General features: G+C 34.8%; 16 protein-coding genes. 15 read left to right on the forward strand and 1 reads right to left on the reverse strand.

The features are described from left to right. Nucleotides 1–42 precede the first annotated feature (42 nt). The 11 genes from OM075_RS00510 (at nt 43) to OM075_RS00560 (ending at nt 8,753) form a co-directional block, all read left to right on the forward strand. Nucleotides 43–441 (forward strand): hypothetical protein, encoded by a 399-nt coding sequence (locus tag OM075_RS00510; protein ID WP_301188492.1) that lies wholly within the window; start codon nt 43–45, stop codon nt 439–441. 28 nt (nt 442–469) lie between these two features. After that, on the forward strand, nt 470–694 hold the full coding sequence (locus tag OM075_RS00515; protein WP_301188493.1) for a hypothetical protein: 225 nt from the start codon (nt 470–472) through the stop codon (nt 692–694). 68 nt (nt 695–762) lie between these two features. Next, on the forward strand, nt 763–1,083 hold the full coding sequence (locus tag OM075_RS00520) for a hypothetical protein (protein WP_301188494.1): 321 nt from the start codon (nt 763–765) through the stop codon (nt 1,081–1,083). A 1-nt stretch (nt 1,084) separates the two neighbouring features. Beyond that, nucleotides 1,085–1,732, forward strand: a complete 648-nt coding sequence (locus OM075_RS00525; RefSeq protein ID WP_301188495.1) for a hypothetical protein — start codon at nt 1,085–1,087, stop codon at nt 1,730–1,732. After that, nucleotides 1,722–3,473: a hypothetical protein gene (locus OM075_RS00530; protein WP_301188496.1), complete on the forward strand. Its 1,752-nt coding sequence runs from the start codon at nt 1,722–1,724 to the stop codon at nt 3,471–3,473. The genes OM075_RS00525 and OM075_RS00530 overlap by 11 nt, the downstream gene beginning before the upstream one ends. A 358-nt stretch (nt 3,474–3,831) precedes the next feature. Beyond that, nucleotides 3,832–4,152, forward strand: a complete 321-nt coding sequence (locus OM075_RS00535; RefSeq protein WP_301188497.1) for a hypothetical protein — start codon at nt 3,832–3,834, stop codon at nt 4,150–4,152. Beyond that, nucleotides 4,136–5,590 carry a hypothetical protein gene (locus OM075_RS00540; protein WP_301188498.1) on the forward strand — a complete coding sequence of 485 codons (1,455 nt, stop codon included), beginning with the start codon at nt 4,136–4,138 and terminating at the stop codon, nt 5,588–5,590. The genes OM075_RS00535 and OM075_RS00540 overlap by 17 nt, the downstream gene beginning before the upstream one ends. A 2-nt stretch (nt 5,591–5,592) precedes the next feature. Then, entirely contained in the window at nt 5,593–6,471 is an 879-nt protein-coding gene (locus tag OM075_RS00545; RefSeq protein WP_301188499.1) for a DUF6712 family protein, read from the forward strand. Further along, a complete protein-coding gene (locus OM075_RS00550) occupies nt 6,468–7,466 on the forward strand; it encodes a hypothetical protein (protein ID WP_301188500.1) in 999 nt (332 codons plus the stop codon). Before OM075_RS00545 ends, OM075_RS00550 begins: the two co-directional genes overlap by 4 nt. Beyond that, on the forward strand, nt 7,463–8,014 hold the full coding sequence (locus tag OM075_RS00555) for a hypothetical protein (RefSeq protein WP_301188501.1): 552 nt from the start codon (nt 7,463–7,465) through the stop codon (nt 8,012–8,014). The genes OM075_RS00550 and OM075_RS00555 overlap by 4 nt, the downstream gene beginning before the upstream one ends. A 262-nt stretch (nt 8,015–8,276) precedes the next feature. Beyond that, on the forward strand, nt 8,277–8,753 hold the full coding sequence (locus tag OM075_RS00560; protein ID WP_301188502.1) for a DUF6169 family protein: 477 nt from the start codon (nt 8,277–8,279) through the stop codon (nt 8,751–8,753). Between the two features lie 53 nt (nt 8,754–8,806). Here the strand turns inward: OM075_RS00560 and OM075_RS00565 are convergent, their stop codons facing one another. Further along, nucleotides 8,807–8,992 carry a hypothetical protein gene (locus OM075_RS00565; protein ID WP_301188503.1) on the reverse strand — a complete coding sequence of 62 codons (186 nt, stop codon included), beginning with the start codon at nt 8,990–8,992 and terminating at the stop codon, nt 8,807–8,809. A gap of 127 nt (nt 8,993–9,119) precedes the next feature. Here OM075_RS00565 and OM075_RS00570 point away from each other — a divergent pair, with 127 nt between their 5' ends. The 4 genes from OM075_RS00570 to OM075_RS00585 all read left to right on the forward strand — a co-directional run bounded on the left by OM075_RS00570 (nt 9,120) and on the right by OM075_RS00585 (nt 13,695). Then, complete coding sequence (locus OM075_RS00570; RefSeq protein ID WP_301188504.1) at nt 9,120–9,701, forward strand: KilA-N domain-containing protein; 582 nt, start codon at nt 9,120–9,122, stop codon at nt 9,699–9,701. A gap of 145 nt (nt 9,702–9,846) precedes the next feature. Further along, entirely contained in the window at nt 9,847–10,086 is a 240-nt protein-coding gene (locus OM075_RS00575) for a hypothetical protein (RefSeq protein WP_301188505.1), read from the forward strand. A gap of 79 nt (nt 10,087–10,165) precedes the next feature. Then, nucleotides 10,166–10,579 (forward strand): hypothetical protein, encoded by a 414-nt coding sequence (locus OM075_RS00580; RefSeq protein WP_301188506.1) that lies wholly within the window; start codon nt 10,166–10,168, stop codon nt 10,577–10,579. Further along, a complete protein-coding gene (locus tag OM075_RS00585) occupies nt 10,570–13,695 on the forward strand; it encodes a phage tail tape measure protein (protein WP_301188507.1) in 3,126 nt (1,041 codons plus the stop codon). The genes OM075_RS00580 and OM075_RS00585 overlap by 10 nt, the downstream gene beginning before the upstream one ends. Nucleotides 13,696–13,777 lie beyond the last annotated feature (82 nt).

Below are 13,777 nucleotides of genomic sequence, written 5' to 3' on the forward strand. Positions count from 1 at the left end.
TGGACTAACCTTTCAGAACCTGAAATACAAAAGTGCACCCTGTTGTACAACGACAGGGTGTATTCATTTATCCGCATGAAGGAACTAGATAAAGAACTAGACTCCTCACCTACTCCCGAAAAAGTAAAAGAACTAGCCGAGACTCGGATCCGTAACCTTCAGGCCATTCGTGAACTTGAAAACTACAATACAAAAGGCCAGTTCTTAAATAAACATCCTCTCCTTAATACTTACTCTCTTAAAAATGAATTAGAGGAGCTTTTAGCCAATAATCCGGCCGAATTCCTTGAACAATATGCAAACACCCGCGAAAACGTTAAACGCTATAAATCGCGCTTAAATTCAGATAAAAGAAAGGATAAAAGAGAAGCCGATGAACTCAACCTAAAAAAACATGAAGAAAGGGAATTGTTAATGAAAGAAGTGTTGGGTGAGAAATAGCTATATTTAGATATTAAAAATAAATTACATGGACGATAAATATTTGAATAATCTACCAAAAGTAAATGAAAGAAAAGAACTTAGTAATGCTATGCAATTAAAGTTAGAGATAAGTTTAAGAGATATGATTTCTACATTTGAAAAAGAGAACAAATATGAATTTAAAAGCTATGAGATAGATAATATATTTCTTGGTATTGTAAAAAAGAACCATGAAACATATTTACGATCAGAATTTGGAACTGAGTTTTGATATAAATTATTCGCTACCACCGTGTGGCTGTCCTTTCCCTGATGCATTGCATTGGGGATTTTTGTTTTATGGAGTTTACAAGCGAAGATTTTCTATACAAAGTACGTGAGTACGGATCAAGAAACTTAGATGCTCGTAGCATGGCTATCATGCTTGATCTAAGCAAAGCGCAAACACGCCTTTTTATGGCAGAGTATGAGGATTTGGATAGTGATATCAGACATTGGTGGGAAAAAGGAAGGCTCGATAAGGCACAAGAAATAGAAGATAAACTGGAAGCTCATGCAACTGCAGGAGAAGAAGGTTCTGGAGATGCAGCTCGTTCATTAGGATACTTGCAACGTAAACGCCATACAGATGCATTAAAACTAGACTTATTCGGCATTTAATATGGAATACCTAGCACGATTAGAAGCCTTACACCCTGATATCATTGATAACTTTTTAGCTTCTGGTGAGTCTCAGGCCATACCCATAGAGCTTCAACAGTTCATTATGCAACTGCAATATGCTATTGAAATTAAAGAGTATGAAAGCAACATCAATAGAGCTGCAAAAAAGCTTCGTGAACGAGTATGGGCTACCCAGAAAATACGTTTAAATATCAATACTGCTAAAGCCCGTATCTACAATGCTATGGTTTATTTTGATGTGGATGATAATATCCCTCAAAAAGTATGGGATAGAGATGCGGCAAATAAATTTGAAAGCTTGGCAAAACTGGCCATTGCCCAGGATAAAATAAACGAAGCCGGTCGTTTTATTGATAGAGCCAATGAACTAAGAAGAAGAGCCAATACTGCCGATAGTGGATCCGGAAACAATCAAATTAACTTCCTTATTTCAACAGACTATAAGATTGAAGATGGTGGTTTTGAGCGTAAAAACCTTAAACAGATTGCAGCTAAAGCAAACAAAGGCTTTTACATTAATCTTATCAATGGTCTGCCACTTTCCCAGGAAGAAAAAGAACCGCTTTACCGTGATGCCGATATAGAAGAAGCTGACTTTGAAGAAATAAACGAAAATGGAGAATAAAACTCATGATGAAAAGCTAAGTGCCTTTCAAGATCTGTACATGAATAAAATGCAGGTTGCAAGTACTCTAATCGATAGTAATATTTTAATTGGTGAAGTTGCCAGGGGTACAGGAAAAACAGAAGGAATCATAGGTCCTCGTTCTATTCGTGTTTCAAATGCTATGCCCGGGGAACTCTCCTTTTTTATTCATGCAACCTATGTGGCATTATTAACCAATATCATTCCCAACCTTAGAGCCTTTTATAACAGACCTAAAAACGAAAAAGGGGATCCACTTTTAAAGGAAGGTGAAGACTATGTTATCGGCACAGCTCAATTGCCGAAACACTTTAAAAATCCTCGTTACCCGGTATCCTACCCCAAACACTCTATTGTATTTCGCAATGGTCACCAGTTCCAATTGGTTGCATCTGATCAACCAGATAGCGTTGCTGGTAGATCCGCACAGCATGCCTTTATTGAAGAAATGAAACACAACAAAGGTGAACGATTAAAGAGTAGAGTCTTCCCTGCTCTACGTGGTACAAGCAAAGCAGCTAAGAACAACCCATATTACGAAGGTATTACAGGCGTTTCCGATACTGCCCGTATTGATTTAGGTGAGGATGCCTGGTTTATCGAATACGAAAAAAACGTTGATAAAGACTTAATCAATGAAATTGCCACAGTTTCAGAGCATGTTAATCGTGCCAGGGTAAAACTTACCCAATACCAACATGACTTAAAAGAAGAAAAGAGTCCTGCAGGTTTAGTTAAACTACAGAATGAAATAAGAAAGAACGAGCATATACTTAAGATATGGGAACCTACATTAAGATACATGCGAACTGCAGCAACGTATTTTATTCGTGCTAGTACTTTTGCCAATAAGGATGTTTTAGGAACTAAGTATTTCAAAACTCAGCGTGAAGTTCTAAGCGATGACGAATTCCTGTCTTCAATTTGTAATGTTCGCAGAACCAAAGTGGTAAACATGTTCTTTGCAGGCTTTGATAATGATATACATGTATTCTCTGATTCCTATATTTACAACAGTATCCTAAGCTTTAACCTCAATGACACATTTACAGTTGATGCTCAGTATTTGAAATATTACAACCCTAATCAACCTCTTTTACTAGGTTATGATCCGGGTAACTTCTCATCCATTGTAGTGGCTCAAGAAGATCATAGAAAGAAGGAACTGCGAGTTATTAAAGAATTCTACTGCTGGACACCAAAAGACCAGGCAGATCTGGCCCGTGAAATTTGGGAGTTTTTTGGAGCGCACCAAAAGAATAGGAAAATTGATTTGTATTATGACCGTGCCGGGAATAAAACAAAGCAGGAACAGGAAAAAACCACTACTGACGCTAAAATATTAAAGCGAGAATTGGACTCATATAAGTTTCAAACATCTTTAAAAAACGAAAGGCAGCGTACAATATTTCACTATGAACATTTCAACCTGTTTAAGATATTATTAAATGAAAAAATGCACCATACTCCACGAATAAGAGTATGCGAAAATGAGTGTAAAAACCTTAAATCTGCAATTAATCTTACTCCATTAAAAAAAACTGATGGTAAAATAGAGATGGATAAAAGTAGTGAGCTTCTTCCATACTATTTGCAACCTGGATTATCCACTCAGTTGCCATCTGCACTTACTTATTTAATCTTTGGTTTATATTCAAAATATTTGCCTTCAGAATTTGAAAGCGTTCCAACCGATTTACCGGATAATGTTGTAGTGTAATAATCATTATAAAAACTACAATAATGACTACAAAAGGGGTAATAATTGCCCCTTTTGATATTGTAAAAACACCTTTACACCTAGTATTCAACGTATTGACTTTTCAAAATGGCCAATTTTTACAAATCATCATTCAAATATTAGGAGGAACCGCTAAGTATTGACGGTGCCTTGCACGGTCGTTATTATCTGGAAATATGATGAAAACAGCATATTTACTGGTATTGTAGTGAGTGCAATGTATCTGCACTGACAATAGTTAATTTATTCAATAATTACCTGTCTCAAAGTAATAATCAACTGCGTTGCATTGGTGTTTGTCCTTTAGTGCTATCCTGTTCATATCCACCTTTGGGGTATGAAAACTATCAAAGTAATTGATGCAATACGATTAGCTAAAGAAATCAGTAAGATACCAGACGGACGGTTTACTATTGGTTTCTTTCCATACAATAGAACTACTGGCAAGGCAAGTGCTAAGCTTAGAACTATTGAAGGCTGCAAGGTACGTGCTCAGCTATCCCGTGAGCGATTCTCTATTGATGGTGATAACTTCTTCTTATTCGAGGATAGTGATGGTAATCCTAAGACTTGCTACCAGGCACTAATAAGGTTCATGGGATTCCCGGATGATAACTACCAACCACGTAAAGTAATATTCCATGGAGATACAAACTAACGGACACATTGGCTATGTAAAGGAAGGTGCTGATGTGTTTACCTTTCAAATGGGTACCACTCCCAAAGCTACTACAGGAGAAATAGACCTGGAACAATTTGCAGGTATCCCTCTCCCATATGTATTAAATGTAGATGGGTATAAGGTTTTGATAATGGGTAAAACCAATACGCTACCAGATGAAGTTGAAGCGGTTATTGGAGGTAATAGAATACTACCTGAACTCATTGATAAACGGGTTAAACTGTTATCTGGAGAAGGACTACATGTATATCAAAATAAAAAGAACGGTAAGAAGATTGAACGTGAGTGGGTTGATCAACCTTTAATTGAAAGTTGGTTAGATAGTTGGCAGGATAATGGTTTACAGGATAGCGCCTCAGATGTAGCTCTAAAATATGTTATTGATTATTACCATATGGAAACCTTCTTCCTTAGATGGAGATTCAGAAAGTCTAGAAGGTTGGGCGGTCAATTACCGGTTATTGGATTGGAACATATTCCTATTAAGAAGACTAGGTTAGCAACTGATAAGAATATTGACATATTCACTGATTACTTTGAGGATAGTGACTTTAAACATTTCTTAGTTGGTAACTGGTCCTATGGTACAGAAAAGAGCTTTAGGGTTTACAACAGACTAGACCCTAGTGATCCACTTAAGTATCCAGTAGCAATGAGTATGCACCGTAATCCATCATTTGGTAAAATTTACGGACAAAATAAATTCTATGAAGGAATAAAGGAATGGTTAGTAGGTATGAATAAGACACCCCGTTTTATTAACTCATTCCTTGAAAACTCACTTTCTGCAAAGGTGCATGTTATTATTCCGGATGCCTGGATTAAGTCTAAACGCCGCATGTTAGAATCATACTGCGATAAGAATAAGGAGCTTGCTGCAGAAGGAAAAGAACTTATTAAGGTTAACGAAATTGATGTAGGTACCGAGTTTTACGAACATCTACTAACCAAATATGTATCAGGTGAATTAAAGAAGCTTTCTAAATTCTTGAGCGGTGCAGATAACCAGGGGAAACTATACTCTTCATACAGTTTTAAAACTTCAGATAAAGTAGAAGAACGTTGGATTATTGAACCTATAGACCTTAAATACAAGGAGTATATTGATGCCTTAACAAACTACGATAAGCGTGGTGATGAAGTGGTAACTACTGCAATGGGTATGGATGCCACAATATCAAACGTAAGTAAAGATGGTGTTATCAGTAAATCAGGATCCGATCTGTATTACAATTACATTATATACCTATTAAACCTTACTATCCCGGAACGTATTTGCACTGAACCCTTCAATATGGCGCTTAAAATAAACTTCCCGGAACTATACAAACAAGGTTATAGAATAGGGTTTTATATCAACGTTCCTTCACGTCAGGAGGAAGTTTCAACAGATGACAGACTTCAAAATCAATAGTTATGGACTTTTTTCAATATATAGATGAGTTTCGCAAATATATTCAGATACCGGCTTCTGTAAAGTTGGAAGCTTTGGATCCATCATTCAGACCTGCAAAACGTAAAATTATAAACCTTATAGGTAAGGCTACTTATACTAAGATTAAAGATGCATACACTTCAGAAAGTGAGGATGAAACTTTAAAAGAAGCTATTGAATACGTACAGGCTGCTCTTGCTAATATGATGCATATTGATTATTTCAAACTGAGTGCTTCCGAACGTAATTCCACTGAAAATAAGATGTACAAGTATCAGGAGGACCAAACAATCGAAATTAATATTTCAAACACCTGGACAGAACTTGACAATCTTCTTGAAATATTGGAAGCCAACAATACTGTATTCCCAGATTTTGAAAACACAGACGCATATAAAGTCAGGGATAAACTCATATTTAAAAATGCTCGTGAGTTTGATAAAGAATACGGGATTGACGAAAGTGCCTATTTCTATATGCGAACCGTGTATATTCAATATGAGGTTATTACTGATGTGCTTACAAAAAGAGGTGTTGATATTGAATCAATAAATCAGGATGAAAAATATGAATATGCCGTAAAAAAATCATTAGCATACGAAGTAATGGCCAGAGCTTGTAAGCAATTCGATTATCTTGAATTACCTAAAAGTTTGCGAAATGACATGTATAACGAAATGCGCAAACGAGATTTTAAGCAATCCACATCTATAAAAGAAGAAATCTTTCAACAGCTACACAATAAAGCATATGACTACTTACTTGATGTTGAAGATTGGATCCAGAAACAAAATGCAGGAACATACGAAGTGCCAGAAGATGTAAATAGCGAAGACAATAAATTCTTTTTTACAACATGACAGAAATAGTATTAAAAGACAAAACGTATTTTCTTCCTGAAAAATGGGAAGAACTTACTCCGGATCAGTACTTGTTTTTATTAGATCTGCTCAACGACTATATACACAATAAAATTACGGCAAACATAGTGGCCATTAATTTTGCTATGTATGTATTGAAGATTAAAAGGCCTCGCTTTATGTCTCCAAAACAAAAAGAGGTGTATTATGAAAACCTAGCATGGTTAGGTGATAGAGCTGCATTCTGGTGGGTTGTGGAATATGAAAAACCAGAGGTTTTAAATAATGTGGATCCGGAATTAAGACGAAAGCTTAAAACCACACTTCCGGAAGACCTACCACAGACTCCAGAAGTAAGAGTGATTTCAAGGTATAAATATTGGTTAGAGCCTGATTTTGTTTTCTGCAGTAACCTTATGCCTACTTTAAATAAGAGTATAGGATATAGATTCAATATGGATGATGGCCTCTTAAGTTCATCATTATCTGCAGGTCAGTTTAGTGATGCGATGACCATCTCACAACAATATGGCACTGCTAAAAAAGAGGATCTGCTAAATTTACTTTGCGCCATACTTTACCCGGTACATGGGAATTATAAATTTGAAAAAGCCCAGGAACATGCTGTTTCCTTTAAAAAACTAAGTACACACCATAAACAAGCTATTTATATAAACTTCAAAGGTATTCTTACTTTCATTACTCAACGAACCAAATTTGCCATATTATTTAATGCTCCTAAAAAACAAGGTGAATCAACTATTAAAGAAGAAAAGATCACTATAGGATTTAATAAGAACATTTACACCTTATCCAAAAACGGTTATGGTGATACAGAGCAATTAATGAAAGTTAACCTGGTTACTTTTCTGGATTTACTACTTAATGAGTTAATCGATGCCGTTAAGAGCATGCAAAATATGGAGATGGAGTTAGATAAAATACTATCAGCTACAGGCCTTAGTTTATCACAACTTAAACTTATAACCTCATGAATGATCAATTAATACTGGACTTAATTACATACTTTACAAAATTCCCGGCTCTGGATGGAGTTTTAAAATGCTTCAATCGTAAATCTTCTTCTATTTCTGGATATGACGCTTTAAGAACACAATTACAAAATTTAGAAGTTCATTCATTACAACAGGATATAAAAGACTTTGTAATTGGAGTAAATGAAGACGTTGTTACACGAGCAATAAGTGATATCAATAATATTTACATGTTTGTTGATTATGGCTCTATTGATATTGACAGGGATAATCTTATGCGTGAAAACGGAAGTTTTAATATTGCTGTAACTGTAGCAATGCCATATCATAAAAACGAACTCGACTGTATGGAGGATATGCTAATAGCTAAACAAACACTTGATTTAATAAAGGCAGTTAGAGACCAAATGAAAGAAGATCAGAAATGCAATCCTTTTGTTAAAACCCTGTCTTTCCCTCAAGAAATTGCACCCTGGTATTCAAGGTTATTTCATAATTCTACTGGATGGACTATGGTATTTCAAAAACAGGGTATTGAGTTGGTGTAAAAAAATATTATTATTTATATATTATTTAAAATTTATTTAAAAAAATCAGTTCAAAATTGAACAAACATAGTTTAATTTTATACTTTTGTTATATAAATAAAGTCAATTTGACACAGAGAGTTAGTCATGAAAACAAATAACGACATACGCCAAAAGAAGATTTCTAGTGTTTTGAAAAAAATCATGGATGATAAAAAAACGTTGGAAAAACACATCTGTTCTGGTAAACCAGTAAGTATGTTAAAAGAAAAAGGATTCAAATTTGTTACGCCCGTATAATTACATTAATCTAGGCGATTATTACACATTCACTACAGACAACGATTTAGAATACACAGTTACTTTTAAAGATCTATCAGATAATCTCAATACTCATGGAAAATATCAGGTAGTTGATTTTTCATTTTTTTGCGTTAATAAACCAATAAAAATGAAACATGATCCTAAAGTATCCATTACATTATTAGATTTAGTATATAATTTCTTTACAAAAAATGAATATGTATTACTATTTGTTTGCGATGTAAGTGATGGTAAAGGCCGATGTAGAAAAATAACATTTAATAAGTGGATTAATCAAACTGGACTTATTAAAAATATTGCCTCAAAGCATGATTCCTCATTTATGGAATTAGGTGTTGATTATTGTAGTTTAATTGTAAGCAATAGTCATCCTATGAGAGAAGAAATCATTGACGATTTTTACAAAGGAGATTTATTTTATATATCCGATAAATAAAAAAAGCCCGCTAATCAGCGGGCTTTTTTATTTATACTACTTCAAAGCATATTCTATGCATTTCTTAATGCTTGAGTTTGTTTATTTAGCTTCTCAATATAATCTTTTAATGCTACTTCAAAGCATTCTAACTTTTTAGGTTTTATCCCACTTACTTCTTTAAATTTTTCAAGAGCTGTATCAAACTCTTCCATTAACTCTGTTTCAACCTTAAAACTAACCTGTACTTTATCACTCATATTAATCTTTTTTTACAAATATAATATAGATTCCTCTTAATTTCATATAAATTTATTTAATTTCTTTTGGATGTTTTTAGTTTTTTTCGGATGTTTGTGGAAGTATTAATTTTTAAAATGAATAAATATGAATACAATTAAGATTTATGGAGGTACAGAAGTTACTTTTGATTCTTTTACCACGATGGACAATTTAATGGTAAATGCCACTCAAATGGGAAAGGCATTCTCTAAAAGAGTTCATGATTTTTTAAGACTAGATTCAACACAACGATTTATTGAGGTTCTTGAAAAGAAATATGGCAATAATAATTCTCAGAACGGGAATTCCCGTTCTGAAACATCATCTAATGTTTTAATAATATCAAATGGAGGAAGAAACAATGGAACATGGATGCATCGACTATTGGCATTAAAATTTGCAGCTTGGATTGATCCTGAGTTTGAATTATGGGTTTACGAAACTATTGAAGAGATTTTATACACATATTCTAGGGAACAAGATGAATCAATTCAGAGAACAGTGTTGATTCAGCATGAACTTAACGAAATGGAAGAAAAGGCAGATAAATCAGGAGAAGATTTTGAGCAATACATTGAATTAAAGAACAAACTTGTTTACGAAAGAACTTTAAGAGCAAATGCAACTCGTAGAAGATTCAGATCTATCTATAAGCATTTAAAAGAAAACGAGGTTTTTCCTAACTAAACAAAGTTCAAGACTCAGAAATGAGTCTTGAAAATCATTTTCAAAAAGACGCACGTCTTTCTGAACTAAAATAAAAATCCCCCGGGTCAAACGGTGCAGCGAACACCTAACCGGGGGACAGTTTATAAATAAACACTATAAAGATATGAAAAATGCTCAAATTGTTCGGGATGTTACAATTGATTTAACTCCCGAAATAATACAATCAATAAGTAAAATAGATGATAAAGAAATAAGTACAGCTATCCTTAGCCATATAAGAACGGATAGTCAAAAATTAAAGATTACCAGGCACAAGTTTAAAAAACTTGTTGGCCTAGCTCATTTGCTCAATTTACTAGTCATACAAGGTAATGACTTCATAATAGAGAGTTTTAATAATTAATATCAATTAGCCCCGCTAAACTTAGCGGGGCTTTTTCTTTGTCCTTTCCTCCATAATTTACTAATCCCTTCTTTGTTGCATGCTTAGTCAAGAACATAAGAAGGGGCTTTTAGTTAATAGAATTGTATCCATCTTAGATACTACTGGAGAAAATGTGCTTAAACAACAATTAAGTATTGCTCGATCTTCATACAACCGCCGTTCAGGATCTTTATTCAGTAAGCTATCCCAAAAGTCATATTCGGTAAAAAATAAAACCGTTAATCCTTCACTTGTAATTGACTATCCTAAACACATCCGCTTTCTGGATATGAAACTAAATGGGAAAGGTATTCCCAAAGAAACCTATGCTCCCATTTATAACAAGCCATTGTATGGTTTCATTTTCGGATACGCCTACAAACAATTGCGCTATGGTCTTAGTGCAAATATTAGCGATGCATTTATTGATCCACTAGAAAAAGCTTTTGAAGCAAAAACAATATGGGTATAACAAAGGATATCATAGAAGCCGAATTTCGCACCAAAGGAGGAAGCCAGGTGCAAAAGGATATGAGCGAAGTGCAAAAGAATATTGCACTTATTACCAATGAAAACGACCGTTTAAGAATTGCTAAAGCAAAACTTGAAAGTCAAAACAAAAAGGGCTCAAAAGAGTGGAAAGAAGTTACTTCTAAACTTAAAGAAAACAATAAACAACTTGGTATAAATAAAGCTAGGTTAAAAGTATTAGAAGGACAAATGAAGGTCACAGATATGTCTTCTAAACAATTAAAAGATCATATCTATAAACTTAACAGAGAATTAGCTAAAACAAATAAGGAAGTTCTACCTGACAGATGGAAAAGACTTAATAACGAGTTAAATAGTGCAAAAGCTCAGTTTAGTAAAATGACTGGCAAAACAAAACAGGCTCAAGGTTCCATGGGTAAACTTAAGGGCATAGCTTCTTCTTTATTACCTGCATTTGGTTGGGCTGCACTAATAACTGGTGCAATTGCCTTTGGTAAAAAAATGTTTTCCCTGGCTCAACAGACTCAAAAATACAGACAACAAGTACAAAAACTTACAAGCTTACAAGGAAAAGAACTCGCAAATACAACAGCTTCAATTTCGGCTTCTGCAAGAACTTTTGAAAAAGAAGTTAGTGATATGGCTATTGCTAACAATGTACTTGCTAAATCCTTTAAAATATCTAATCAAGAAGCTCAAGATTTAATTGATAAAGGTTTTATTGCTGGAGCTGATGCTAATGGTGAATTTCTTGATCAAATAAAAGAATACCCTGCGCAGTTTAAAGCTGCCGGATTATCAGCAGAAGAATCAATAGCAATAATTACTCAAAGCGTTAAAAGCGGAGTGTTTTCAGATAAGGGTGCAGACACTATAAAAGAGGGAACCTTACGCTTACGAGAAATGACTAATGCAACAAAAGAAGCATTAGATGGTATTGGCATTAGCTCTAAAGATATGGAGCAAAAGCTTAAGAGTGGTACAATTACTTACTCTCAAGCAATATCAATGGTTGCTAAAAAGCTGGGAGAGCTTCCTCCTCAATCTGCAGAAGTAGGTACCGCAATAGCTGATATTTTTGGAGGTGCGGGAGAAGATGCAGGTCTTGAATATTTAAAATCTCTGTCAAATATTGGCGATGGCCTAGATGATTTAATTGAAAAAACAGGAGAAACTGCAACTGCCCAAAGTCAATTGCTTGAGGCTAATAAAAAGTTAGAGAAAGCCTGGAGCGATCTAATAGGAACAGGTACAAGTTCCATTGATTCATTGACAGCAAGCTTTAAAATGTTATTAGCTGATGCTTTAACAGGACTTGTTGAAAAGATGAATGAAATAAGCACGTGGTTCAAAGATACATACAACGATAGTCGACCATTCAGAATAGCCATTCAATCATTTTTCTTTGCATGGAATAGTGTTATTAATTCTGTTAAAGTCAATTTAAAATTAGTATGGGATTCGCTCACTGATGGCACCAAATTAATGTTATCACTTTTTACTTTTGATAAAGATAAAATACAAGGAGCCTTTCAAGATCTTAAAAATGACTACAGCGAAAATTTTAAAACGTTTGGTGCTGATATGGCAAATGATTTTCAAAAAGCCTACGAAGAAGCAATGAACGGTAAGTTTGATATTCCTGACCCAACCTTAGAAAACAGTAATAATTCATCAACAAATAAAAATCAAACAGTCATAACAGACCAACCAGATACATCTAAACCTGATTATACTAAACAGCTAAAAGACCTCGAAAAACGCCACAAAGCCAACCAAAACGCACTAAAGAAAAATCTATTAGAGCAAAAATTTACCGAAGACGAATATAGAGGTGCATCACTTCAGGAAGAGATCAATTACCTGGAGGATAAAAAGACTTTAATAGCTCTTAAAGGTGAAGATATACTTGATATCGAAAGTCAGATTTATGACAAACGATTAGAGCAACACAAGGAATTCCAATCCATTATTGATGATCTGGATAAGGAGGATATTGATAACCTTTCTGATGAAGATGCTAAAAGGCTTGAAGCCATTACCAAGCAAATAAACGATAATGTTGAGAATGCTCAAAAACGTTTGGATGCTGCAAAGCAAAATATATCTGCAGGCCGACAAGTAAACCTATATAAAAACACAAATGCGGATGGTTCCGTAAATCAAGGCTATTTCGATGAGTTAACAGCTCAGGAAAATGATGATTTCGAAGAGAAGAAAGCTGCTCTTCTGGATCAACAAACTGAGCTAAAGATGGATTTAAGCAACCAAATTGAGTTGCTTGAAATCGAACACCAACAAAGGTTAACCGATATTGTAAGGCAAGCTGAAGATGAACGTAGACAAATACGCGAAGCTCAATTTGCTCAAGCTCAAGATATTTTAAATAGAACAGGAGAAGTCTTTAATTCGCTTTCCGGTATATATGAAGCTTCAAAAGAACGCGAACTTGCTGCAGCCGAGGGCAACGAAGAAAAGCAAGATAAGATTCGTAAAAAATATGCAAAAAAAGAACAGGCTTTAGCTGCAAGTATGGCAATGATAAACGGTGCTACAGCAATAATGAACGTTTGGGCAAAAATGACACTTCCCTACCCTGCTGCAGCTATTTACGGAGCCATACAAACCGCAGCAATTGCAGTAACAACAGCAGCACAAATAAGCAAGATTAACTCTTCCGGTTATGCGGATGGTGGTTATACTGGTTCCGGAGGAAAATACGAACCTGCAGGAGTAGTTCATAAAGGTGAGTTTGTGAGTAGTCAGGAGGCTGTTGGCAATCCAACGGTTAAGCCAGTACTTGATATTATAGATGCAGCTCAAAAAAATGGTACAATAAGCACCCTTGATTTAGGACAGCTAATGAATAAACCTTTCGCTGCAGGTGGTTATGGAACATCTCAACCGGCACAATCAACACCACAAGCTCCGGTTATGACAGTACCAAAAGAGTTTTACGATATCATGCAGCAAACTTCAGATGCAGTAACAGAACTAAGAAAAAAAGGAGTTGTAGGTAAATGGGACTGGCAAGACTTTAATGAAGGAAAAACAAAAATGGAATCCCTTGAATCCGATGTAGGTCTAACCGACTAAGAACTGCATACAGTTAACTGAAAACTGAAGACTGATTTTGTCCTTTAACACCTAATCCTAAACAACCATTTTCGTACTAAAC

The sequence above is a fragment of the Plebeiibacterium sediminum genome (assembly GCF_026013605.1).
Classification (GTDB): domain Bacteria; phylum Bacteroidota; class Bacteroidia; order Bacteroidales; family Marinilabiliaceae; genus Saccharicrinis; species Saccharicrinis sediminus.

Bases quoted from the DNA above. Each gene is read 5' to 3' on its own strand.
- OM075_RS00515 (WP_301188493.1), top strand. From the start codon at position 470: ATGGACGATAAATATTTGAATAATCTACCAAAAGTAAATGAAAGAAAA.
- OM075_RS00520 (WP_301188494.1), top strand. From the start codon at position 763: ATGGAGTTTACAAGCGAAGATTTTCTATACAAAGTACGTGAGTACGGA.
- OM075_RS00525 (WP_301188495.1), top strand. From the start codon at position 1,085: ATGGAATACCTAGCACGATTAGAAGCCTTACACCCTGATATCATTGAT.
- OM075_RS00530 (WP_301188496.1), top strand. From the start codon at position 1,722: ATGGAGAATAAAACTCATGATGAAAAGCTAAGTGCCTTTCAAGATCTG.
- OM075_RS00535 (WP_301188497.1), top strand. From the start codon at position 3,832: ATGAAAACTATCAAAGTAATTGATGCAATACGATTAGCTAAAGAAATC.
- OM075_RS00540 (WP_301188498.1), top strand. From the start codon at position 4,136: ATGGAGATACAAACTAACGGACACATTGGCTATGTAAAGGAAGGTGCT.
- OM075_RS00545 (WP_301188499.1), top strand. From the start codon at position 5,593: ATGGACTTTTTTCAATATATAGATGAGTTTCGCAAATATATTCAGATA.
- OM075_RS00550 (WP_301188500.1), top strand. From the start codon at position 6,468: ATGACAGAAATAGTATTAAAAGACAAAACGTATTTTCTTCCTGAAAAA.
- OM075_RS00555 (WP_301188501.1), top strand. From the start codon at position 7,463: ATGAATGATCAATTAATACTGGACTTAATTACATACTTTACAAAATTC.
- OM075_RS00565 (WP_301188503.1), bottom strand. From the start codon at position 8,992: ATGAGTGATAAAGTACAGGTTAGTTTTAAGGTTGAAACAGAGTTAATG.
- OM075_RS00570 (WP_301188504.1), top strand. From the start codon at position 9,120: ATGAATACAATTAAGATTTATGGAGGTACAGAAGTTACTTTTGATTCT.
- OM075_RS00575 (WP_301188505.1), top strand. From the start codon at position 9,847: ATGAAAAATGCTCAAATTGTTCGGGATGTTACAATTGATTTAACTCCC.
- OM075_RS00580 (WP_301188506.1), top strand. From the start codon at position 10,166: ATGCTTAGTCAAGAACATAAGAAGGGGCTTTTAGTTAATAGAATTGTA.
- OM075_RS00585 (WP_301188507.1), top strand. From the start codon at position 10,570: ATGGGTATAACAAAGGATATCATAGAAGCCGAATTTCGCACCAAAGGA.